This is a genomic window from Bacillus basilensis, assembly GCF_050630465.1.
Taxonomy (GTDB): Bacteria; Bacillota; Bacilli; order Bacillales; family Bacillaceae_G; genus Bacillus_A; species Bacillus_A basilensis.
In genome coordinates this window covers 230613-252436 of sequence record NZ_JBNTQO010000004.1, presented here as the reverse complement: position 1 = coordinate 252436, position 21824 = coordinate 230613, and the positions used below count along the sequence as shown (strand labels likewise).

Below are 21824 nucleotides of genomic sequence, written 5' to 3'. Positions count from 1 at the left end.
GTTACTTTTAGTATAGCACACTACAACTCATTTTCTTTACGCTTATGCGTTAATTTTATAATCTGCTTTTCTGTAAAGAACGATAATAAATGAGCGTGACATGTAAAGAAGATGACTTGTCTATCTTTCGCAATTTCCTTTATTAGTTCAATTGTGCGATTCGTTCTTATTGCATCGAAATGCACGAAACTATCATCAATAATAAATGGATAATCATGCTCGAATGTTTTCGCTAATGCAAATCGTAACGATAAATATAACTGCTCTGCTGTCGCTTGGCTTAGTTCATGACTGTAAAAACGCATACCGTCGTTACGTTCCACAATAAAAGGTTCCGCCTCTGACGGTGAAAAGATTTTACTATATCGTCCGCCTGTTAAATAGATGAAATACTCTTCTGATTTTTGTAAAATACGAGGAAGATGTACTTCATGATAATATTGCTTCGTTTTTGTTAACACTGTCTTTGCGGTCGCATAAGCAGCCCATTTCTTCACTTGTTCACGCACTTGCGCTTTTTTCATTTCCCATTCGTGCATTAAATCACCGTACGTACTACCTTCTTCTAAATTCGCAATTTCCATACGATGTTTCGCAATGCGCTCTGTCAGTTCTTTCTCTTTCGTAAGACAGTTTTGCGCGGCTGTGATTTCTTGCTTTAATTTTTCATCATAACCGTCAGCCTCATAATGTTCAGCTAATGATAAACTCGTTAAGCGTTGTTCTAACAGATCAATTTGCGGTAATAAACGCCCTACTTGTTTCTCAGCATCTTCACGTTTTTCTGCCAGTTTACCTGCTTCTAAAAACATCTCTTCATCTGTAGAATCTGCGATATGCCATAATCCATCTCGTTCTACTAATAGTTGTTTCAATTGCTCCTGCATGAACTCATATTCTTCTTGCCATTCAGCTAGCTTCTCTTTTAACTGCTTACAAGTTTGGCGCTTCTCTTTCTCATGTTGCATACGACTTTGTGCTGCGTACAGCTTACTATACTCCACGCTACCGATAACAGTTTCTATTTTATGTTCAAATTGCGAAATCATTTCATATAATGAAGATTTCCGCTCGCCTTGCTTCTCTAATTCACGATATAATTGCTGCATTTTTTCCATACGCTCAAACGCCGGCAATATATGCGCATACGTATAAAAATCAGGGAACATATAGCGCGTTTTATATGCATCTACTTGTTCGCTGACGCGGAACGTCTCTCTCTCCCATTCCTCATACGATGAAACGACTTTATCATATGCTCGCTCCATCTGCTGCAATTTATAAGACTCTCGCTCAAATAGCTTACGAACCTCTTCGTCTTTTTCTAACTGATAGCGCACAGACATTGCTTCTTCACTTTGTCTTCCGCCAGCACTTTGCTGAAGAGTTAGAAGTTCTTCTTGTAATCCACTTGACGGATCTTTATATAAAACAAGGGCAAGAACAATTCCTACAAAAACAATGACGCTAATAAATAAGAGCGGGCGGTTGTCCATAAATAAGCTCATGAATAAAATGCCTGTGTTAATAAGAAGTAACAGAAGACAAACCCTTTGCCACTGTTTTTTCTTTTGCATCGCCGCTCCTGCTTTTTCCTCATACTTGCGCTTCATTCGCTCAGCGCCCATACCGATAAACGCCGCATCTTGAAATGATTTTTCTTTCTCAACTAACGTGTTTCGTTCTTCATCCGCTAACATTTGTTGCTTAATCTGTCTTATGTTTTCTTCTTGTTCTTCTAATTGCTCCTGCGCTACTTTAAAGCGATCATCAAGCTGTACTTTTTGTGTTTCTAACTCGCGTGCCTTTTGCACTGTTTGCGTAATCAATTCTTTCGTTGCCAAACTCATATCAAACGAAAGGACTGTTTCTTTTTCAAAAGTAGCACCAATTTGTTGCTCTAGTTCTGCCAGTTCTTCTTTTATATTCGTAATCGTTCCTGTCATATCACGCATTTCTTGGCGTGCATTTTCGTAAGACATATGCTGCATACGAAGTTCTTCCACGTAACTTTCTTTTTGTAAAAACTCTTCATCTATTTGAATCGATTCTATTTCCGATTGCACATTCGTTATTTTTTTATGGAGCGAATCAACTTGCAACTGAAGCGGCTCCATTTTCGCCTTAATCGCTTCATAACGCGCCATTCCGTTTACAGGAAACCGCCCATTCTCGTTTTCTAACACTTTCTCATGCGCTCGCTTTTCAATAACGAGAGGCTCAAGCGCTGCTAATATTTCATAATCTTGCTTTCGTTTTTCCGCACTCTCTTTCTCCGCGCGAACAGACGCTAGTTTCTCTTCACTTTCTTTTAACTGCTCGACTTGTTTTTCATACGTGCCAATTTTCCCTTGCCACTCTTTCATCTTCTCTTCAAGCTTCTTCATCTCTTGCAGTGACACGTTAATTTCCGGCTTACGACCACTCGGCTTAAAACGCTGATCCATTTCTTTTTCTAATTTTTTATCGAGCTGCAATAATGCATCACTTCCGACTGCACTTGCCGAAAATAAATAATTGCCGATATCCGATTCGCCAAGCTGATGGATGTTTTGAAGACCGTGCATATCAAAAGAAAAGACCGATTCAAATAAACTTTCATTCATTCCGCTTAATATATCGTGTAAAATTTCTTCGCCGCCCGTTTTCCCGTCTTCAAAATAAACGGTTACCTCACCAGCTGCCGTCTTTGGCAATCGTTCAATTTTCAAACGACCGTACTTCTCTGTTTGTACAGTCATCGCACCGCCATACTTTCCGCCTTCTTTCGGCTCATAACGGCGCTGTCCTCTCATTGGAAAACCGAATAAAATACTTTTCATAAACGAGCGAATTGTCGATTTCCCCGCTTCATTTTCACCGTACAACACCGTCAGGAAGGAAAGATCCATTTCCACATTTTCTAATTTTCCGTATCCATAAATATGAAGTTTTTCAATTCTCATTTCTTATCCCTCTCTTGCTGGAATAATTGCTCTAAAATAATATTTTCCGATTCCTTTTGAATCTCTCTCTTCTCTTCTTCTGTAAAAGATTCAATACTATTACGCGCTACAGGAGATGTCCAAATCGTGCGCATCACGCCGTCCATATTTGTGAAAGCTTCTAACTCCTTCAGCACACTACCGACGAAATGATTTTCTTCTTTCAAACGCTCGATTTCTGCAAAAGAAACCGTCTCATTTTTCCACTTCATCGCATATACGAAATCTTTTCGCTTTTCTCCAGACGCTAAAATATGAAAAATCTCTTCCACACGCTTTTCATCACGCAAATAAGGAGAAAGTGGGCCTTGTCCTGTGAATACGACAGTTAGTAGCGTCCCTTCCTCTGCTCTTCGGCACTCATTCATCGCACTTGATGCTGCCGTCATAAAGTCATCGACAGTTTCAAGCCCATCAATATTTACTTCTGTCTCATCCCATACAACATCCGCCGTATGGAAAAATGAGCAATGCGTTCCTTGTTTCGTAAGTTCAATAAGGTACGCACCCTTCTCACCTGTTTCCTTACGATGACGCCCTTGTATGTTCCCCGAATAAATAATATATGGCTCTTCTGATAAAATTTCACGTTTATGTATATGGCCAAGAGCCCAATAATCAAACTGCTTTTCTTTCAGCTCACGAATTTGAAACGGTGCATAGCGATTATGCTCTGCATCTCCTTCCACACTTCCGTGAAGCATGCCAATATGAAAAGGCGCATCACTCATTTTCGTATACTGCGCTGTCATATTATCCATTACCGCTTGCTGCAAATAACTAAACCCGTAAATAGAAGCTAATAGCTCTCCATTTTTATAAAATGATTTCTCTTCTACATAAGGCTCTGTAAACACATGAACATTTTCCGGAAACTCAATCGCTGCCCAGCTTCCCCCTAAATGATCATGGTTACCGTGAATAATAAAAACAGGGATATCGTACTGCGAAAGTCTCTTCATTTGCTCACGCACAAACACTTGCGCCCTCAAACTTCTCGTCTCCGCATCATACAAATCCCCGGCTAGTAATACGAAATCAACGCGCTCTTGAATCGCTTTATCAATAATACGTTCGAACGATTCAAACGTACTTTGCTTCATTCTCTCCCAAACAGACTGCGGTACATTCATCTCCATCCCTTTAAACGGACTATCCAAATGCAAATCAGCCGCATGTATAAACCTCACTTGTTTCACAAATAACGATCCTTTCTTTTCCGTACTTTACTACAAATAGTAAATCTAGTGTCCATAAAACTTTCACTCTATTTTAACACGCAATGTCATATATTTCTTTGCATATTCTAATGATTTATGCCAAAATAGTTATAAGATTCTGATTTTTATTATTGGAGGGAATTTCATGGGAGTATACGTTCTAACAGTCTTTGAAAAAGATGGTTCTAAAGCATTCGACGAATCATTCGAGGCGGCAACTGAAAAAGAAGCGAAAGCAAAAGGTGAATCTATTTTACAAGAAAAAGGATTGTATGAAAAAACACATCGCTGCACATCTTCTGCAGGTAAGCTCGTTTTATTCCAGCGCTAAAAAAAGAAGCGTCATCCGCTTCTTTTTCACTCTACTATATCTTCATCACACCACGTAAACACCACATCTAGAATGCGATTACCGATACGTACGCGTTTATTCCATTTACCTGTTTGGATCTGATGTTGCAATTCTGCTTTCATCTTTTCCGTCCAGCCGTGAATCGTTTCACTACCGTCGTACGGATATACGCCTGGAAACTCTTCCTGTAGTAGATGCAAGCTCTCTGCATCAAAATGAAAATGGAAGAAGTAGTTTGCTGTAAGCGATGGTTCTTGCAATCGTAAAAAATGATCATCAATTTGCTTTCTATTTCTATAGAAAGTAAAGATATTCACTTTACCGCTCGTAATTTGGTCAATTTGAATTTCGTGCTTCTCTATAATCACGTCTTGTCCACCTCGTTGTATACTATCTTTAGTATATATGTCTTTTGCAACAAAGTTAACCATTTTCGCGCGAAATTCATTTCCTTCATTATATTACCTGTACCTCCAAGTACAATCAGAACAAAAAAAACAAAGTTGAAGGGGAGCGATCACATGTATTTCGGAAGCAAAGGTTGGTATGTAAAAGAACTTAAAAAATTAGGTATCCGTACTTATGAAGGTAAAAAACTAGAATCGTATCGTACGCATGTGTTATCTAGTTTACTTGAGAGAATGAAGAAAGCTTCGGCTTAATAGGTTTAGGAAGCAACTACGGTTGCTTCCTTTTTATTTAGCGGTGGAAAGAAATAATTCTATCTTGAACATTCTACCTTTACCGTTATACTCTCTTGATAAAAACCACCCATTATCAACTGAATCTCTATTACTAAATCCCCTCCCAGATAATCATTCGTGTATATTTTAAACTTCCCATACTTATTGACCCGTCCGCTTCCAACATACATATCTCCACTTGTTATGACAATTGTTGAATGAGGTTCTGCACGGCCCAACACACAATTATCATCATATTCCACAGAATCTATCGTTATTTTTTGATGCATATTATTAATTGAACCTATACATTTCTTTTTATATAAGTTAATATTGCTCTCTTCTGCCACCGAAAACACCCGATTCCTGCTAACCTTTTCTGAAGAGAAAGCAATATTCCCTAGCCAACTAAACCTATCAAATGTAGTAATAGGTAGAAACATCTAAGCTACCTCCCCCATTCTTTCTTCTCGTTTTTATCGACTACAATCTTTTGATGAACTTAAAGTAATACGTTCTATATTAAGATAAAAAAATATCCTTTTTTATATTTAATTTCGCACTGTTAATTTGTACAGAATACATAGAATACCTTTTTTCACCCCAGATGCAATAACAATGCTACACAAAATAACCCACAATCCATTAAGTGTAAATCCACCTTCAAATATATTAATAATAATTATGTTACCAATTATTAAGAGAATCCATGAAATGGAATACTGTTTTCCATTTGTAATATATAAAATTTCATCCTCATAACAGACTGTAATTCCCCCACCTTGCCAAACACCAATAGCGAAAGAAAAAAGCGTAACTGCCAGTAACTCTGCTTGTAAATCCCTAGTCATTGGTTGCGGCGCCGTATAAGTAATAATCCCTATCATCATTAGAAAAGTTATAATATCTATCCAGTTTAATTTTCTTTGTTTGCTTTGCAGCCAGATAAAGAAAATTACTACAAAAATTAAAAACAAAGTTGTCATTTAATTATTCTTCTTCCTTTCCTACATTAGAAACGTCTGTAATTGTAATGCAATTAGATTGTTCTTAAATCGCTCATACTTTCTGAAGCATAACATGAGAAAGAAATAAAAAAATCGTACAAAAGGGCAGGCCTATAATGTACGATTGGGCATATATAATATTTTAAAAATGAATTAACTTCCTTTCAATAGATACAGCTACTGCTTCTGACCGTGAATTAACACCTAATTTATTGTATATATTTGTTAAATACGCTTTTACCGTTCGCTCAGCTATCCCCATATCGAATGCAATTTCTTTATTCTTATATCCGCGCGCAATGGCTTTTAACACAAACAATTCTTTTTCTGTTAAATTGTTTCCTTCAACCTTATCAGTATGTATTTCTTTCCTTTTATAATTCACTATCTTTTCCATAATAGTTGGTTGTAGTAAAATTTCACCTCGAATAGCTGCCTCCAATGTTCGAAACAAATTCTCACGATCTGTGTCTTTTAGCAAATATCCTTTTGCTCCTAGCTCGATTCCCTTTAACATTAATTCATCTTCGTTATAAGTAGTTAATATAATAATCGGCGTCTGATTTTCTTTTTTATTCAAAGCCTCGATTGTTTCTAAACCACTCATTTTAGGCATATTTAAATCCATTAAAATAACATCAGGTCTCTTTTCTTCTATGAAAGAAAGGGCTTCTTCTCCGTTTGCAGCCTCACCTATAATCTGAAATGAATCACTCGTTTCTATTATTAATTTTAGACCTTCTCTTACAACGAAATGATCATCTACAATTAATACGTTATGCTTCATGGCCATCTCCTTCTTTATTTATAGGCACTTGAATATACACTTTCGTACCCTTTATCTTTTCACTTAATATATGTATTTCTCCCTTAATCAATCGAACACGCTCATTTAAACCAATTAAACCATAATGTCCAGGATTCTTACCGATATATCTAGTGTCAAAACCAATTCCATTATCTTCAACTTCAATAGTAAGTTGTTCAAGATCACTGATATATTCAACTTTTAAATGTACATCTGTGGCCTGTGAATGTTTTGCGATATTTGTTAAACATTCACTAATTACATATAAACAGTGCTCTTTTATTAAGTTTGAAATATGCGGGGGACTTTGAATAGTAAATCTCACTTGTATAGATGTAGCCTCAGAAAAACGTTGAATCTCTTCCTCTACTGCTTCATTAAATGAATTAGTAGTATGACGCAAATCATCAATAACCAACCTTGCATCATGTAAAGTTTGTCTCGCCCTTATCATAGTTTGTTTCATAATCTCTTGAGATCGTCCTGTATTCCCTTTCTGCATATGGGCATCTATTGCTTCCAATTGCATAATTAAGCTGGCTAAACCTTGCGCTAACGTATCATGTAAATCTCTTGCCATTCGCTGTCTTTCATTAGCTAATGTCAATTCTTCTACTCTCATATATGCAGACTCTAACTCTTGAAGGTAGCTCTGTATACGATTCCGTGTATCATATTGCTGCTTATTAATATAAGAAAAAGGAATAATAATTGCTAACACTAACAGAAACATAGAGATAAGAATAGCTAATTTATTCACACCATAATTTATACTAATTGCAGTACAAAATATTGCATACATAAGAGTAAAAACTGCTATTACTTTAAATATATTGTGATAAACATATAGACTTTGGGCAATTAAAATAGGGGTTAATCCAACAAAAATTGCTATCGAAGCATTTGATGCAATGAATGCAGCCAAAAACACAATGAACAGTTGTACAAAAAAGAAATATAACAATTGCCTATTCCTTAATGAACTAGCATACCAATGAAAAACAGTATGAATTACAATGACCATTGTAAAGAAGAAACTATCCATCGAGAGAATATTATTACGAAATGCTAAAAGCAGTGAAGCTATATATACGAGTGTAATCCATAAAACAATAAACCTTCTCGGAATAAATACCGCTTCCAATACATTTTTATCCAAATCCATATTTGAATTTATTTTTTTCATATTCGACCTCCACCATTATATTATACAAGATGCAGCTTACATTTTGATAAAGTGAAACTTTAATCAGTGGAGCTTTTGTCTATCCCCATTGGTTATTAACCCTCACCAATTGTGCTTTTACAGGCAATCCACCCCACAAATAGCGAGATAAATTATTAATTCCTCTTTATCCTCATTACTGAATGCAAATATGAAATATTGCATATCGAAATGCATTGATGTATTTGTAAGCGCTTACTATAATAGGTGTATAAAGATTCATTACATCTTACCATTAAAAAAGGAGGCACTCATATGGAAATCGCAATGGCAGTTTTAAAATTTGTAGGTGGGGTAATTCCATTAGTTCAAGAACTTTTAAAAGCATTTATGTAAGATTATTATTCAGCAATTATCTATAAGAGTTATCATACAAATGATCTGTATATCAAAAACAAATTGATACACAGATCATTTGTGTGAGAAAACTTCAAACGAAAATTATGTACCCCAGCATGATACATCTATCTCAAGTTGGAAAAAGACGCTCACAAGAGCGCCTTTTTTTATATTACTATATACCTAATAACTTGTTTAGAGAATCGATTCTACAATACTACATAATTAATATATCTGTTTAAAGTTTACACAATCAAAATCCCCCTCAAAGTATAAAAGAAGATTTTCTGTTCCCTTTTATTTAGTACTAATGAAATAATTACTCAAACTAAAAATGCTATAATAAACCCAATCAAACTAAGGGGGAACATTTATCTTGCGCGGAACATGCATTCAATTTCACAAGTTTGGCAATCCCAAAAACGTATTACAAATTGAATATAAAAATATAGAACCATTAAAAGAGAATGAAGTTCTCGTTCGTATGTTAGTTAGACCAATTAATCCATCTGACTTAATTCCCGTAACCGGAGCGTATGCACATAGAATTCCTTTACCTAACATACCTGGTTATGAAGGTGTTGGGATTGTAGAAGATGTGGGAGCTTTTGTTTCTAAAGACCTTATTGGCAAACGTGTTTTACCGGTACGCGGAGAAGGTACTTGGCAAGAGTATGTGAAAACAGCAGCTGATTTTGTAGTTCCTATTCCTGATTCCATTGATGATTTCACAGCGGCACAAATGTACATTAATCCTCTTACGGCGTGGGTTACATGTACGGAAACGCTAAACTTACAACGGAATGATGTTTTATTAGTGAATGCTTGCGGATCCGCTATTGGTCACCTATTTGCACAGGTATCACAAATTTTGAATTTCCGACTCATTGCAGTGACAAGAAATAGTAAACATACAGAGGAATTACTTCAGCTTGGTGCCAATTATGTAATAGATACTTCCACTGCCCCGCTTCACGAAACAGTTATGGAATTAACAAACGGGATTGGTGCAGATGCTGCAATTGATTCTATCGGGGGACCAGCTGGAGATGAATTAGCTTTTTCCTTACGTCCAAACGGGCACTTTTTGACGATTGGTCTTCTATCAGGTGTACAAGTAAACTGGGCAGAGATTGTCACGAAAGCAAAAGTGCACGCAAACATATTTCATTTACGACATTGGAATAAAGAAGTGTCACCATATAAATGGCAGGAGACATTTCGTCACTTAATTCGTATAGTAGAAAATAAGCAATTACGTTTTATGACGGTACATTCTACGTATGACTTAGCGGATGTGAAAACAGCGGTTGATGTTGTTCAATCTGCTGAGAAAACGAAAGGGAAAGTGTTTTTGACGAGTTATTAACTACAATTGAAGGAGTCTTTTTGATTGGCCATTTAAATAGACTAGATAGTACGTTCAGGAATGCCCAATTGTAAGTATCTGGTATAATTCTGTTAAAAGGTGAAAGGAGACTCTAACATGTGGTTACTTACAGCAATTGCTCCTGTTTTAATAGCCGGGGGAATTGTAGTATATGTGATTGGAAGGCTGAAGCATAAATATAACAACGGCACATTAGGTAAGAAAAAATCAAAAAAGGCTCAAGTTTTATTGGATAGTTTCATACCAATGGGAATGCTTGTAGGGTGTTTAATCGGTATAATTGTCGACATATTTTCCCCAAATTATTCACTGTTTACAGTTGGTTTAGGAGCTGGAATAGGCTATTTATTTGGATTTTTCGCTTATGAATTTTATAGTAAGACAGGAAACAACTTCTCATAATCCAAAACAATAATCAGGACAAGTACATGGTAGTCATATACAATATGTACTGTCCTTTATTTTTGTATCAACGCTATCACCTTACCTTTCACATCCTATACACCTTTTTTATTGATTTCTCTCTCCTCCCTCTTTCGCATATCCGCTTTTTTGTTTTCACTGGATCTATATCCAAAGTAAAGTAGAGCACATGTAATAACGGAACCTACAATGTATCCTAAAAAGCACCCTAACCAAAACATATTGAAACCGCCTCCATTCATAATAAATTTTATGTAATATAACTCTTTACATGCTCCATCGTTTATTTCTATCAACTATACACTCTCTAAAGTTATTCATACCACTAATTTTCTCCGTACCTCAAATAACAATTTTATTATTTGTCATAAAGTTAACACCTTCGTTAAATATATATAATTTCCATATTATTACTTTTATCTTTGAAAATAATATACTACATTTGAAATAAGTAGGCTAGTACATCGGCTCTTCTCCCTCTTAACTTTAAGTTATGAACAAAAGAAAAATAAAAAAATCCCCTCAAAGCATAAACTTCAAGGGGTGAGCCTGTTTTTATTTACTTATATACGTACAGCTGTACCACTTACAGCAACCATTAACATTCCATCACGAACAACTTCGTAATCTACGTCAATACCAACAATAGCGTTTGCACCTTTTTGTTTTGCAAGTTCTTTCATTTCATCCATTGCGATATCACGAGCTTCTTTTAGCTTGCTTTCATAAGAACCAGCACGACCACCGACAACATCACGAACAGAAGCGAATAAATCGCGGACAATATTTGCACCCATAATAGCTTCACCATTTACAATATCAATATAATCAATAATTTCTTTACCTTGAATTCCAGAAGTTGTTGTTACAATCATGACTGACACTCTCCTAATAAGTTGTAGTTTTAATTAGCTTTCTTATGTCTTTATTATGACATGGAAAAAGTAACGAATCTATTGAATTACCTTACAGGAATGTGACAGTTTTGTAAGAATAAAACGCGCATTATGTTTAATTTTAATAAAGCGCTTTAATATTGGGATACATAAAAGATTCTCTATTTTCTTTCCAGTCCTTTTCTACTTCTTTAAAAGTTGGTCGCCCTAATTCTTCATTGTTTTTCTGTTTACGAAACCATTTCTTCACATACTGATCTCCATTTTTATTTTGAACTGTACAAAGGAAGCTATTACTACTATCCTTTAATATTTTTACAATCACGAAAAGACACCTCTTTCCTTTTAAATAACATAATAGAACTTGATCTTTTACTATAAGCCCTTCCTCTCTTATAGTCATACGACTCCTCGGCCGCGCCAAATTTGTAAGATCAAAAAACGATATTCACTATGTCTACATTTTTCATAACTGATATGTGAAGTAATTATTATTTAAAGAAATCAGAGTTATAAGCATTATACTTATCAAATATTTTATATATTTCTAACTTATCATCTAATTTTGCATCTACTAAAATTAATATATTCCCATCGTAAATATACTCTTCATATTTCTTAGCATGTTCTTCTGGGATTCCTAATCCTATAAATGCTCCTATTAAACTTCCAGCTCCTCCGCCAATACCGGCTCCTCCAATAGCTGCTGCAATAGGTCCCGCTGCTACAATTGGACCCATTCCAGATACGGCAAGTATACCAAGGCCAGTTAATAAACCACCGAGTCCGCCTGCTACTCCTCCTGCTACAAGCCCTGTCGCTGAAAAGATATCTGCTTTATGCGCAGTTTCATGATTCACTTTTTCACCCGATTTTTCTTCCAGATGTTCAATTTCCTTTTGATCCTTTGCAATAGCTGAAATGTTATCCGCCGGGTATCCTTTATCTTTTAATTCATTAATAACGAACGCCGCATCATCAATTGTTCTAAAAACACCTACTATTTTCCTATCTACATTCATAACTATTAACCTCCTAAAGTTTTATATAATGTATCTTTATCTTTCTTCATTTCTGTATACACTAATCTTCTTATTAACATAACCATTTACGAAAAAAGCAAATAATAAAAGCATTACAAGCGAACTACTTAACAAGTAAATTAAATCAAATGTAATATCAATCATCATTTCATTCATGTATACCAGACTCCTTTTTATTTAAAGTAAAAGTATATTTTTATAGACTAGAAATCTTACAATTCATCTTCATTCAATCTCTTTGTAGTATATGTATACCCTTCGTAACGCTTTCTAAACGTAAAAAACTATAATTATATTTTTTTACGTTTATATGTTTAACATTTTTTAAAACGGGTATGTTTATATTGTTATGCTTACTATATGGAAAGGAATATTTCGATGAATGCCATTCACTCTACTACTATTCTTTATAATGAAACACCTACAATAACTCAGATTCATCATTTTTATGCTTTGATGACAACGTTTCAAACGAATTTATTTATAAGTAAACACGGAACACTTACTTCTATTAAAAACTTAAGCACATTAGTATCCTTTTTCCTTACTGTAAAAAAGAGAGAGCTTGTATTATTTATCTTTGAAGGAATAGATGCAAAAAGAGCTTTAAGTACACTCTTTCCTTCTTAACAGTTTTGTTATCCCCTATTCCCTCGATCTTTACTTTTCATATATGGTTATTTCAAAGTGATTTCCTCTATTCAAAACGAGACCCCCTAATACAATAGGGGGATTTCTAGTTTGGCCTTAGGAAAACTGATATAATATATATTACGTTTTTCATTCTTTACAATAGAAAGCTTTTACTAATCTTGAAGGTAGGAATTTTTAATGAACTCGAAAGCAAAATTTAGTATTCGCTACAAAATTATGGCTGGTTATTTAGTTATCATTTTGTTCTTACTTATTTCTTTCATTATGTTAAACAATGAGATTTCCAATTTACAAAAATCTCGTAATTTTATTATTGATCACGATTTTAAAGTTCTTAATTTAACGAATCAAGTGGAGAAAGAACTGCTAACAATTGAAAATAAAGCGAAAGGATTTATCACTTCTAATAACGCGAACTATCTGCAATCTCTTAACTCTGCCGAAAGAGATTATGAAAAACATTACCATGATCTTTTTTCTTTATTAGAAGATAATCCATCTCAGCAAGAAAAATTAAAACAAATTAACGAAAACATTACTAGTTGGATGAATAAAGAAATTCACCCGTTAATTGCAAATCATAATAGTAATAACATAAAAGAAATCGACACTACCGAAATCCAATCATTGCAATCACAGCTAACTGACTTCCGCAGCACTGAGGAGCAATTAACGAAAAAAAGAGCTACACAATTAGATACTGAAAATAATAAATTAGAGATTTGGTTATACAGTTTATTGTTCTTACTTTCTTGTATTTCCATTATCGTTTCACTTTATATTTCTAATTCCATTACAAAAACGATTAAAAATGTAATTCAAGCTATTAAATCTATTTCTTCTAAAGAAAAAATTACGGAAAGAATTCATGTAAACACGCGGGATGAAATAAAAGATCTTGCTCATACAACGAACCATCTACTAGACGAAATATCTAAAAGAGAATGGTTACAAACCGAGCTTGCAGAATTAATTTTAATGTATCAAGGTGTATCTTCTATTGAGATGTTAGGTAAAAAAATTCTTAGTGGAGTTATACAAAAAACACAAACTTCTTGCGGTGCATTCTATGTACGTGAAGAAATTGAAGACACTGTCTACTATGTGAAGAAAGCTTCTTTCGCCGATCGAGGTGCTGATATTGGAAAACAATCCATTAAAATGGGTGAAGGTTTCATTGGACAGTCTGCCTTAGAAAAGAAAAGTTTTATTCTCAGGGACATACCCGAAGAGTTTCGTTATGTCACTAGCGGCGTATTAGAAATACGTCCTAAAAATCTACTAGTCATCCCTATCTTATTTGAGGATGAAGTGATCGCAGTAATGGAGTTAGTAAGTGTAACTGAGATTTCAGACTTACATCAAGATTTAATTCAACAAACCGTTGATAATCTAGGTTTAACAATCCATAGCATTATGGGACGTATGCGAATTCAAACTCTTTTACATGAATCACAAGCAATGACAGAAGAGTTGCAAGTTCAATCAGAAGAATTACAAACGCAAGCCGAAGAACTACAAATGCAAGCCGAAGAATTACGAACAACGAATGAACAATTAGAGTCTAGAACTGAAGAAGCTGAACAAAAGACAGCTGACTTACAAATTACTAAATCAGAATTAGAAGAAAAAGCAAGTGAGTTGTTACGTAGCTCAAAATACAAATCAGAGTTCTTAGCAAATATGTCACATGAATTACGCACACCATTAAATAGTATTTTACTATTATCTGAAATGTTAAGAGAAAATCATGATAATCATTTATCCGATGATGAAATTGAATTAGCAACCGTCATTCATTCATCAGGGAAAGATTTACTTACTTTAATTAATGACATACTAGATTTATCTAAAGTAGAAGCCGGAAAACTAGACGTCATTTTTGAAGCAACGAACATAAGTGACATGGCAGCAAGTATGCATCAAAACTTTTTACATATAGCTGCACAAAAAAATGTTGAATTTACTGTTGAAGACAGTAATACCATTCCTGATCTGTTTTATACAGATGCAAAACGGATTGAGCAAATTATTAAAAACTTATTATCCAATGCATTTAAATTCACAGAAAAAGGATCCGTCTCTTTACATTTCGATTCAATAGAAACAACCAATTTAAGTCATGATATGCAGTCTGTAAGTAAAGATTGGATTACAATTTCAGTAAAAGATACTGGTATTGGTATCGCTAAAGAACAGCATCAACTTATTTTCGAAGCCTTTCAACAGGCAGATGGTGCAACGATTCGGAAGTATGGTGGTACAGGCTTAGGTTTATCCATTTGTAAAGAGTTTGCTAGATTATTAGGTGGTTGGATTACGTTAGAGAGTCATGTAGGAGAAGGCAGTACTTTCACAGTATATATTCCTAACCTTCCAAATGGATTACATGATATACAGTTATCCAATTTAGAAATCGCAGCAACGATAGATGAAGTTATTCCTGCTGAAGTTGTCGAGGAAACTATCGTTACTCCAGAAACAAATAACGTCTTCCAAGAGAAAACCATTTTAATTGTCGATGATGATCATCGAAATATATTTGCATTACAAAATGCATTAGAAAAACAACATGCCAACATTATTACTGCACAAAACGGCATAGAGTGTTTAGAAGTACTAAAAAGCAATACAAATATCGACCTTATTTTAATGGATATTATGATGCCAAATATGGACGGTTATGAAACGATGGAAAATATCCGAATGAATTTAGAGTTACATGAAATACCTATTATCGCATTAACTGCTAAAGCAATGCCAAATGATAAGGAAAAATGTTTATCTGCTGGTGCTTCAGATTATATAAGTAAACCATTAAATTTACAGCAACTCTATTCGGTAATGAGTGTATGGTTAATAAAATAAGTGAGGTTTAGTTTCAGTGGAAAATAAGTATTATAATTTTGATCCATCAGTAGATACGGATAAGCGTACGAACTTAGAAATTGAATTACTATTAGAAGCGGTATTTAAACTATCAGGATTTGATTTTCGCCAATATGCTCGTACTTCTATTTATAGAAGAATTTGCAATAGAATGCAGCTCTCTAATATCCCTACCATTTCAAAATTAATTGAAAAAGTAATTCATGAGGAAGCGTTTTTAGAACAGTTATTAAACGATTTCTCGATTAATGTAACTGAGATGTTCCGTAACCCTACCTTTTTTAAGGCGCTAAGAGAGCATGTTATTCCTGAATTAAAAAAGCATCCTGAAATTAGAATTTGGCATGCTGGATGCGCAACTGGTGAAGAAGTATTATCAATGTCCATCTTACTTCATGAAGAAGGATTAAGTGAAAAAGCTGTTATTTACGCAACAGATATGAATACAAATGTGTTAGAAAAAGCCAAACAAGGTATACTTCCGTTAAATAAAATGCAAACTTATACGAAAAACTATTTACAAGCTGGCGGTACACGAGCATTTTCTAACTATTATTCAACAGATAATCGCTTTGCTTATTTTAATCCATCTCTTTTACAAAACATTATTTTTGCGCAGCATAATTTAGTAACCGATCAATCTTTTAACGAATTTCATATTATACTTTGCCGTAACGTTTTAATTTACTTTACAGGTAAACTTCAAAACCAAGTACAGCAACTATTTTATGAAAGTTTAGGTCACAATGGATTCCTATGTTTAGGAAATAAAGAAACTCTTCGTTTCTCGGATATAATGCCGCATTATACCCAATTTAATCCACACGAACAAATCTATCAAAAAATACAATAAAAAGCGTATGAAATCCTCTGTTTGGATTTCATACGCTTTTTATTTCGCATTCGTTTGTATCATAATTAGACACATATCATCTGATTGTGCTTTCTTCTGTTCTTCCTTATAAAACCCTTCTATCTCTCCTTCTAAATCGCCCCATTTTCTTTCTGTAAAAGTACGTAACTTTTCTTCAGACTCAAATTCATCATTTGAAATTGCTTCAAGTACACCATCTGTAAACAATAATATTTGAGCGTTCTTCTCAAAAGGGATAACTGTCTTTTCAACTTTTATTTCATCAAAAAATCCTACCGCACAACTCCCGCGATCTAGTTCAACTACATTTGTTTCATCAACTAAAACGTATCCAGAAGGATGTCCTGCATTTACATATTCAATTGTTCTATTTTCTGTATTAACTACTAAGTATATCGCTGTAAAATAATATGGAATATTGTCATTCTCATTATGTAAAAGAGTCATATATTTATTTAAGTCTTTAATGACGAGTTCTGGATCAATTAAACATTTAATCGTTTCACGTAATACGGACGAAATGAACATACAAACTAATGAAGCAGATACACCATGTCCCATCACATCTAATAATATAATACCGTAGCGATTTTCATCGATTTTATACCAGTAATACATATCTCCAGCTAGTTTGAATGAAGGTAAGTAACTTGCTTCAATTTTTATATGATCTTCCCTTAATGGACTACTTAATAAGTTTCTTTGTACTTGCGTAGCTAAATCTAGTTCATTCCGAAGATTTTCTTCTTGTTCTTTATGCCAATTTAATTCCGATTTCAAGCGTAACGCTACACGCATACGTGCTAATAGTTCAACTTTATTTATAGGTTTCGTAATATAATCCATTGCTCCCATATCAAGCGCTTCAGCTAATTTATTCGCATCTTCTAAAGCTGTTACAAAAATAATAGGTATATCTTTAAACTTCTCCTCTTTTTGTAATCGCCTACAAACTTCAAGTCCATCAATTTCAGGCATCATGATATCTAATAGGATTAAATCTATTTCATTATGCCTGGAAGAATCTTTTCCAAAATGGATATATTCGAAAAGCTCTTGTGCAGAATTAAGCGATACAAGATCCTGATATCCGGCTTGTTTTAAAATTTTTTCAATTACAAAGATATTAACCGGATTATCATCGACAATTAAAATGGACACAAGTTATTTCCCCTTTTCTGATTTAAAATGTAAATCTATTATCATTTTCTATTTTTCTAGTATTACATACTCAGTTATAAAATGAAAATTTCCTACTCAAACATATTTACACAGCAAAAGAACAAACCCCCAGAAATGAGAGTTTGTTCTTTCACTCTATAAATTTCCACTTTTAATTTAACACCATTGCTTTGTCATTTAAAAGACGATCTAATTCTTCCATATGATTTGTTTCATCTGCAATCATATCTTCTAACTTTACAACTAACTCTGTCATATTTAATTCCGCTGCTTGTTCTTTTCGCTTTTCATAACGCTTAATTGTTTCATATTCTGATTGTCTAGCTTCTTCTAACATTTCTCTAACATCTTCTACTTGTTTCACTGGTAAAGGGGGCGTAGTAGGTGTACCACCTAGCGTCTTAATTTTCTCCGCTAAATATAGGGCATGTCCTTGTTCATCACTAATTTCAGATTCAAAGAAAGGTTTTAATACTTGTCTATATATACCAGAAACCGTAGCTGCATTATGGTTATACATAATAATTGCTGAGTATTCTCCTGCTAAATCTTCATTCAATCCTTCGATTAGTTCTTTCACATCGTGTGACATTTAATATCTCCTCCTATACTTAATAAGTACCCCTTTTCTCATGTTTTAAACATCATTATTTAAAATTTTTATGTATCTAAAAACGCTGCTTGCTTCAATTTACTTATCGCTTGTCTTTTAATACGAGAAACGTGCATTTGTGAAATACCTAACCGTTCCCCTGTATCTTTTTGATTTAAATTTTCTCCAAATATATAATGAATAACACTCTTTTCTGTCTCATTTAATACGTTAAAAATATCCTCTAAAACGAGACGCCTTTCTGTCTGTTCATATCCTTGCTCTACTTCACCTACAGATTCAATTCTCGCTACCGAACTTCCATCAGATGAATTTTCAACTACATCATCTAAGGAAGATACTCGATAATTATTTTTAGCATCCATAATCTCTAGCACTTCCTCTTCGGATAGTCCTAAATGATCCGCAATCTCTATAATCTTCGGTGAACGCTGCAAATGATCTGTTAACTCCTCTATCGCAAGTTTAATTTTCCCGCCCAAATCTTTAATTCGCCTTGGAACGTGAATGCCCCAAGTTTTATCACGTAAATACTTCTTTATTTCGCCTACTATAGTAGGTATTGCAAACGGCTCAAAAGCATTCCCTATCGAATAATCATACCTTCTTATTGCGCCTAAGAGCCCTAACATTCCTACTTGTATAATATCCTCATGCATAGGCCCGCCTTTTGAATAACGATATGCAATGGAATATACGAGATTTTTATAATGATCAACTAACCTTTCCTGCGCTTCATCACATTGGTTTTGTTGGAATTCTGCAATTAGTTTAATAACGTCTTCTTTAGTAAGATTCGTAGGTTGAGATTGGACTTCCATCATTCTCCACCTGCTCTCTTTGTATATATTTTGTCATTAAAACTGTCATGCCCTCATCATGCATAATTTGTATATCATCCATTAACGTATTGATTAAATATAAACCTAAACCATTTTCCGGCAAATGTTCTACTGGTTTACTAATATCATACGGACCAACTTTATTTTTTAAGGTGCTAAAATCAAAGCTAATCCCATTATCCGCAACCATAATTTCTAATCGATCTTCATATAGACCAAAGACAATTGTAATTTCTCCAACATCTTCTTTGTATGCATGTTGGACAATGTTTGTACATGCTTCACTAATAGCAATTTTCATATCTTCTATATCGTCATAAGCAAAGCCCATTCGATTCGCAACACCAGCCATTGTTAAACGAATAATAGCCACATATTCTGCTTTTGCAGGAATTTTCATTTCTATCTTTTCAAATTTCTCCATCATCCCTAGTCACCTTCTTTCTACTTTTTCAGCATCGGAATTCAAATTTAATATTTCTGTTAACCCTGTAATATCAAATAATCTTTTTAGTCTTTTAGATACACCGATAAACTCTAGTTTTCCATCATTTTTCTTAACTGCTTTTAATAAAGCTATAAAAACGCCTAAACCAGTACTATCCATATAATCTACGTTATGAAAATCTACTACAATATGAACCTCTTTCTCGCTTGCAATAGGCATAATCTTATTTTTCAAATCTGATGCCGTATACGCATCAATTTCACCAGTAAGTTGTACCGTATAACCTAAATCATTTTGCAAAATATTTATTGCCAAATTCATCATTTCCGCCCCCTTATCTCAAACTACTACTATCTTAATTACCCATAAAAATTAATTTTAAACATATTTTTTTATTTTCATTATAAATAAATTTTCTACACCTTTCTCGGCTTAACACTAAAAAAATATTATCAAATGTTTAAACCTTATAAATTTGTGTATGTATAATGTATAAACATTATTTTTAGGGGGATCTATCTATGGAAGAGCACAGCTTTAAAAAGGGAGATTTCGTTCAATTTTCTTATCGACACGATCATGCTACAAAATTAGTTGGTTCCATTATTAACATACTAACGAATACAATTGTAGTTGATATAGGCAATAACGAGGACTTATCTCATATAGAACCGAGGCAGGTTGTAAGAATAAATAATTGTAAAAAAGTAACGATGGTTTAATACATAATAGAAAGTGTAATTTCAATGAGTGGGGGGTCTTCATCCCCCACTCATTCCTATGCAGATTACATAAAAAAAGCATCCAAATTATTTTAATTGGATGCTTTTTTATGTATATTTATCAGTTTATTAACTTTAGAGCTATATATAATAAACTTAAGATTACTATTCATTATCATACTTACGCTTTCCGTAGCATTCTAGAGAAGAATGTAACGATTAAAATAAAGACGATTGCACCTAATAACGCTGGAAGAATAAAAATGCCTCCCCATTCAGGACCCCAGTGACCAAATAATGCACTACCAACCCAAGATCCAATTAAACCAGCAATCACATTACCAACTATACCTAAAGGAAAGTCTTTTCCCGTAATCATTCCAGCTAACGCACCAATAAGTCCACCTACAATACACGTAATAATAAGTCCCACAATTAAACCTCCTATATTGTTTTTATATTTGATTTATCAAGCTTTGGTGTGTAACCAAAGCTTGATAAACATGTATTATTCTTTATTATCCAATCCATCACTTATCCTTTGTTTCACTTTTCCGACTTTTTCTTTTATAGTTCCCTTCGTCTTCTCCCACTTCCCTTCATTTTTCAACTCTCTATCTTCTGTAACTTCACCAATTCCTTCTTTTACTTGTCCCTTTTTCTTTTCAACTTTACCCGTAATTTGTTCTTTTAGACCGCTCTCACTCATATTTCCAATCTCCTTTTCGTAATAGATTTATAGATGTAAAGGATACAAATTTAAAGAGAATACGTGCATCTTCTTTCTTGTAGCCATTCACCGACTCTTTCTAAATCCTTAACGAATAACAAGATTTTCCCTTCATCCAGCTTTTCTTCATAAAAGTTAGCTTCTTCCTCATTAAGCCCTAACTCTTGCATCTTATTTCTTAACTGATCTCCCGTTTTTTGAAAGACGTTAATAATACTTGTCCCAAGTCCTTCCTCTTTTATTCCAATTGTATTCACGTCTGCATTGTCTGCGATTCTATCTGTCCTTTCTTTCTCATGTGTTAATACGTAAATATCTTCTTGGTCTATTCCTTTCTTCACTAGATCATTCGCCGCATTCATGACCTCTTTCTCCGTAATAAATTCATATACAAAAGGTTTACTATACTTCGTTTCCATCTTTAACTTCCTCCTCTAAAATGAATTATTTGTTATATTATATGTAGTACACCCATTTTCCCAATGTTAAACATAAAATAT

27 protein-coding genes and 1 pseudogene are annotated in these 21824 nt (G+C 34.1%); 9 read left to right on the top strand and 19 right to left on the bottom strand.

Features of this window, described 5'->3' with window-relative positions; genetic code table 11:
- Positions 1 to 20: 20 nt before the first annotated feature.
- Together ACQVV1_RS10635 and ACQVV1_RS10630 are read right to left on the bottom strand one after the other, a co-directional pair.
- A complete protein-coding gene (locus ACQVV1_RS10635) occupies positions 21 to 2945 on the bottom strand; it encodes an ATP-binding protein (RefSeq protein ID WP_431168850.1) in 2925 nt (974 codons plus the stop codon).
- Entirely contained in the window at positions 2942 to 4183 is a 1242-nt protein-coding gene (locus ACQVV1_RS10630) for a metallophosphoesterase family protein (RefSeq protein ID WP_431168849.1), read from the bottom strand. The genes ACQVV1_RS10635 and ACQVV1_RS10630 overlap by 4 nt, the downstream gene beginning before the upstream one ends.
- Positions 4184 to 4349: 166 nt before the next feature.
- On the opposite strand from ACQVV1_RS10630, the gene ACQVV1_RS10625 reads away from it, so the two are divergent.
- Positions 4350 to 4535 carry a YhzD family protein gene (locus ACQVV1_RS10625; RefSeq protein WP_242255665.1) on the top strand — a complete coding sequence of 62 codons (186 nt, stop codon included), beginning with the start codon at positions 4350 to 4352 and terminating at the stop codon, positions 4533 to 4535.
- 26 nt (positions 4536 to 4561) lie between these two features.
- Here ACQVV1_RS10625 and ACQVV1_RS10620 read toward each other — a convergent pair whose 3' ends face one another.
- A complete protein-coding gene (locus tag ACQVV1_RS10620) occupies positions 4562 to 4924 on the bottom strand; it encodes a hypothetical protein (RefSeq protein WP_142254740.1) in 363 nt (120 codons plus the stop codon).
- Positions 4925 to 5077: 153 nt separating this feature from the next.
- Between ACQVV1_RS10620 and ACQVV1_RS10615 the strand changes: the two genes are divergently transcribed.
- The gene (locus ACQVV1_RS10615; RefSeq protein WP_000273536.1) at positions 5078 to 5218 is read left to right on the top strand and encodes a YflJ family protein; all 141 of its coding nucleotides are present in this window, start codon (positions 5078 to 5080) and stop codon (positions 5216 to 5218) included.
- Positions 5219 to 5277: 59 nt separating this feature from the next.
- Here the strand turns inward: ACQVV1_RS10615 and ACQVV1_RS10610 are convergent, their stop codons facing one another.
- The 4 genes from ACQVV1_RS10610 to ACQVV1_RS10595 form a co-directional block, all read right to left on the bottom strand.
- Positions 5278 to 5682 carry an Ig-like domain-containing protein gene (locus tag ACQVV1_RS10610; RefSeq protein ID WP_431168848.1) on the bottom strand — a complete coding sequence of 135 codons (405 nt, stop codon included), beginning with the start codon at positions 5680 to 5682 and terminating at the stop codon, positions 5278 to 5280.
- 108 nt (positions 5683 to 5790) lie between these two features.
- Complete coding sequence (locus ACQVV1_RS10605; protein WP_242255669.1) at positions 5791 to 6225, bottom strand: hypothetical protein; 435 nt, start codon at positions 6223 to 6225, stop codon at positions 5791 to 5793.
- A 163-nt stretch (positions 6226 to 6388) separates the two neighbouring features.
- Positions 6389 to 7033, bottom strand: coding sequence for a response regulator (locus ACQVV1_RS10600; protein ID WP_242255671.1), 645 nt, complete (start codon positions 7031 to 7033; stop codon positions 6389 to 6391).
- Positions 7023 to 8240, bottom strand: coding sequence for a sensor histidine kinase (locus ACQVV1_RS10595; protein ID WP_431168847.1), 1218 nt, complete (start codon positions 8238 to 8240; stop codon positions 7023 to 7025). The genes ACQVV1_RS10600 and ACQVV1_RS10595 overlap by 11 nt, the downstream gene beginning before the upstream one ends.
- 190 nt (positions 8241 to 8430) lie before the next feature.
- On the opposite strand from ACQVV1_RS10595, the pseudogene ACQVV1_RS10590 reads away from it, so the two are divergent.
- From ACQVV1_RS10590 to ACQVV1_RS10580, 3 genes and pseudogenes are all read left to right on the top strand, one after another.
- Positions 8431 to 8615 (top strand): annotated as a pseudogene (locus ACQVV1_RS10590) (hypothetical protein).
- A gap of 376 nt (positions 8616 to 8991) precedes the next feature.
- On the top strand, positions 8992 to 9987 hold the full coding sequence (locus tag ACQVV1_RS10585) for a zinc-dependent alcohol dehydrogenase family protein (RefSeq protein ID WP_431168904.1): 996 nt from the start codon (positions 8992 to 8994) through the stop codon (positions 9985 to 9987).
- A 117-nt stretch (positions 9988 to 10104) separates the two neighbouring features.
- Complete coding sequence (locus ACQVV1_RS10580) at positions 10105 to 10410, top strand: hypothetical protein (protein WP_242255675.1); 306 nt, start codon at positions 10105 to 10107, stop codon at positions 10408 to 10410.
- A gap of 584 nt (positions 10411 to 10994) precedes the next feature.
- Here the strand turns inward: ACQVV1_RS10580 and ACQVV1_RS10575 are convergent.
- The 4 genes from ACQVV1_RS10575 to ACQVV1_RS10560 form a co-directional block, all read right to left on the bottom strand.
- A complete protein-coding gene (locus ACQVV1_RS10575) occupies positions 10995 to 11306 on the bottom strand; it encodes a YbjQ family protein (RefSeq protein WP_000637502.1) in 312 nt (103 codons plus the stop codon).
- 142 nt (positions 11307 to 11448) lie between these two features.
- Complete coding sequence (locus ACQVV1_RS10570) at positions 11449 to 11652, bottom strand: DUF4028 family protein (RefSeq protein ID WP_063222075.1); 204 nt, start codon at positions 11650 to 11652, stop codon at positions 11449 to 11451.
- Positions 11653 to 11818: 166 nt separating this feature from the next.
- Complete coding sequence (locus ACQVV1_RS10565; protein WP_242255677.1) at positions 11819 to 12349, bottom strand: general stress protein; 531 nt, start codon at positions 12347 to 12349, stop codon at positions 11819 to 11821.
- A gap of 36 nt (positions 12350 to 12385) precedes the next feature.
- Positions 12386 to 12526 (bottom strand): hypothetical protein, encoded by a 141-nt coding sequence (locus ACQVV1_RS10560; RefSeq protein WP_016089038.1) that lies wholly within the window; start codon positions 12524 to 12526, stop codon positions 12386 to 12388.
- 222 nt (positions 12527 to 12748) lie between these two features.
- On the opposite strand from ACQVV1_RS10560, the gene ACQVV1_RS10555 reads away from it, so the two are divergent.
- The 3 genes from ACQVV1_RS10555 to ACQVV1_RS10545 all read left to right on the top strand — a co-directional run bounded on the left by ACQVV1_RS10555 (position 12749) and on the right by ACQVV1_RS10545 (position 16766).
- On the top strand, positions 12749 to 13000 hold the full coding sequence (locus ACQVV1_RS10555; protein ID WP_242255747.1) for a hypothetical protein: 252 nt from the start codon (positions 12749 to 12751) through the stop codon (positions 12998 to 13000).
- Between the two features lie 201 nt (positions 13001 to 13201).
- Entirely contained in the window at positions 13202 to 15892 is a 2691-nt protein-coding gene (locus ACQVV1_RS10550; protein WP_242255679.1) for an ATP-binding protein, read from the top strand.
- A gap of 16 nt (positions 15893 to 15908) precedes the next feature.
- Positions 15909 to 16766 (top strand): CheR family methyltransferase, encoded by an 858-nt coding sequence (locus ACQVV1_RS10545; RefSeq protein ID WP_242255681.1) that lies wholly within the window; start codon positions 15909 to 15911, stop codon positions 16764 to 16766.
- 39 nt (positions 16767 to 16805) lie between these two features.
- Here ACQVV1_RS10545 and ACQVV1_RS10540 read toward each other — a convergent pair whose 3' ends face one another.
- The 5 genes from ACQVV1_RS10540 to ACQVV1_RS10520 form a co-directional block, all read right to left on the bottom strand.
- Positions 16806 to 17948 (bottom strand): fused response regulator/phosphatase, encoded by a 1143-nt coding sequence (locus ACQVV1_RS10540; RefSeq protein ID WP_063222000.1) that lies wholly within the window; start codon positions 17946 to 17948, stop codon positions 16806 to 16808.
- Positions 17949 to 18120: 172 nt separating this feature from the next.
- Positions 18121 to 18561 carry a ferritin-like domain-containing protein gene (locus ACQVV1_RS10535; protein WP_431168846.1) on the bottom strand — a complete coding sequence of 147 codons (441 nt, stop codon included), beginning with the start codon at positions 18559 to 18561 and terminating at the stop codon, positions 18121 to 18123.
- Positions 18562 to 18629: 68 nt separating this feature from the next.
- A complete protein-coding gene (gene sigB / locus ACQVV1_RS10530) occupies positions 18630 to 19406 on the bottom strand; it encodes an RNA polymerase sigma factor SigB (protein WP_431168845.1) in 777 nt (258 codons plus the stop codon).
- Positions 19369 to 19851, bottom strand: coding sequence for an anti-sigma B factor RsbW (gene rsbW / locus ACQVV1_RS10525; protein WP_242255693.1), 483 nt, complete (start codon positions 19849 to 19851; stop codon positions 19369 to 19371). Before rsbW ends, sigB begins: the two co-directional genes overlap by 38 nt.
- A gap of 6 nt (positions 19852 to 19857) precedes the next feature.
- Complete coding sequence (locus tag ACQVV1_RS10520; protein ID WP_063222004.1) at positions 19858 to 20196, bottom strand: STAS domain-containing protein; 339 nt, start codon at positions 20194 to 20196, stop codon at positions 19858 to 19860.
- A gap of 197 nt (positions 20197 to 20393) precedes the next feature.
- On the opposite strand from ACQVV1_RS10520, the gene ACQVV1_RS10515 reads away from it, so the two are divergent.
- Complete coding sequence (locus tag ACQVV1_RS10515) at positions 20394 to 20594, top strand: hypothetical protein (RefSeq protein WP_000391018.1); 201 nt, start codon at positions 20394 to 20396, stop codon at positions 20592 to 20594.
- Positions 20595 to 20775: 181 nt separating this feature from the next.
- Here the strand turns inward: ACQVV1_RS10515 and ACQVV1_RS10510 are convergent, their stop codons facing one another.
- The 3 genes from ACQVV1_RS10510 to ACQVV1_RS10500 form a co-directional block, all read right to left on the bottom strand.
- Positions 20776 to 21027 carry a GlsB/YeaQ/YmgE family stress response membrane protein gene (locus ACQVV1_RS10510; protein ID WP_000522902.1) on the bottom strand — a complete coding sequence of 84 codons (252 nt, stop codon included), beginning with the start codon at positions 21025 to 21027 and terminating at the stop codon, positions 20776 to 20778.
- Positions 21028 to 21102: 75 nt separating this feature from the next.
- Positions 21103 to 21303: a CsbD family protein gene (locus tag ACQVV1_RS10505; RefSeq protein ID WP_431168844.1), complete on the bottom strand. Its 201-nt coding sequence runs from the start codon at positions 21301 to 21303 to the stop codon at positions 21103 to 21105.
- Positions 21304 to 21353: 50 nt separating this feature from the next.
- Positions 21354 to 21743, bottom strand: coding sequence for a YflT domain-containing protein (locus ACQVV1_RS10500; RefSeq protein ID WP_242255695.1), 390 nt, complete (start codon positions 21741 to 21743; stop codon positions 21354 to 21356).
- Positions 21744 to 21824 lie beyond the last annotated feature (81 nt).

Bases quoted from the DNA above. Each gene is read 5' to 3' on its own strand.
- ACQVV1_RS10635 (WP_431168850.1), bottom strand. From the start codon at position 2,945: ATGAGAATTGAAAAACTTCATATTTATGGATACGGAAAATTAGAAAAT.
- ACQVV1_RS10625 (WP_242255665.1), top strand. From the start codon at position 4,350: ATGGGAGTATACGTTCTAACAGTCTTTGAAAAAGATGGTTCTAAAGCA.
- ACQVV1_RS10615 (WP_000273536.1), top strand. From the start codon at position 5,078: ATGTATTTCGGAAGCAAAGGTTGGTATGTAAAAGAACTTAAAAAATTA.
- ACQVV1_RS10610 (WP_431168848.1), bottom strand. From the start codon at position 5,682: ATGTTTCTACCTATTACTACATTTGATAGGTTTAGTTGGCTAGGGAAT.
- ACQVV1_RS10605 (WP_242255669.1), bottom strand. From the start codon at position 6,225: ATGACAACTTTGTTTTTAATTTTTGTAGTAATTTTCTTTATCTGGCTG.
- ACQVV1_RS10600 (WP_242255671.1), bottom strand. From the start codon at position 7,033: ATGAAGCATAACGTATTAATTGTAGATGATCATTTCGTTGTAAGAGAA.
- ACQVV1_RS10595 (WP_431168847.1), bottom strand. From the start codon at position 8,240: ATGAAAAAAATAAATTCAAATATGGATTTGGATAAAAATGTATTGGAA.
- ACQVV1_RS10580 (WP_242255675.1), top strand. From the start codon at position 10,105: ATGTGGTTACTTACAGCAATTGCTCCTGTTTTAATAGCCGGGGGAATT.
- ACQVV1_RS10575 (WP_000637502.1), bottom strand. From the start codon at position 11,306: ATGATTGTAACAACAACTTCTGGAATTCAAGGTAAAGAAATTATTGAT.
- ACQVV1_RS10565 (WP_242255677.1), bottom strand. From the start codon at position 12,349: ATGAATGTAGATAGGAAAATAGTAGGTGTTTTTAGAACAATTGATGAT.
- ACQVV1_RS10560 (WP_016089038.1), bottom strand. From the start codon at position 12,526: ATGAATGAAATGATGATTGATATTACATTTGATTTAATTTACTTGTTA.
- ACQVV1_RS10555 (WP_242255747.1), top strand. From the start codon at position 12,749: ATGAATGCCATTCACTCTACTACTATTCTTTATAATGAAACACCTACA.
- ACQVV1_RS10550 (WP_242255679.1), top strand. From the start codon at position 13,202: ATGAACTCGAAAGCAAAATTTAGTATTCGCTACAAAATTATGGCTGGT.
- ACQVV1_RS10535 (WP_431168846.1), bottom strand. From the start codon at position 18,561: ATGTCACACGATGTGAAAGAACTAATCGAAGGATTGAATGAAGATTTA.
- sigB (WP_431168845.1), bottom strand. From the start codon at position 19,406: ATGATGGAAGTCCAATCTCAACCTACGAATCTTACTAAAGAAGACGTT.
- rsbW (WP_242255693.1), bottom strand. From the start codon at position 19,851: ATGATGGAGAAATTTGAAAAGATAGAAATGAAAATTCCTGCAAAAGCA.
- ACQVV1_RS10520 (WP_063222004.1), bottom strand. From the start codon at position 20,196: ATGATGAATTTGGCAATAAATATTTTGCAAAATGATTTAGGTTATACG.
- ACQVV1_RS10515 (WP_000391018.1), top strand. From the start codon at position 20,394: ATGGAAGAGCACAGCTTTAAAAAGGGAGATTTCGTTCAATTTTCTTAT.
- ACQVV1_RS10505 (WP_431168844.1), bottom strand. From the start codon at position 21,303: ATGAGTGAGAGCGGTCTAAAAGAACAAATTACGGGTAAAGTTGAAAAG.
- ACQVV1_RS10500 (WP_242255695.1), bottom strand. From the start codon at position 21,743: ATGGAAACGAAGTATAGTAAACCTTTTGTATATGAATTTATTACGGAG.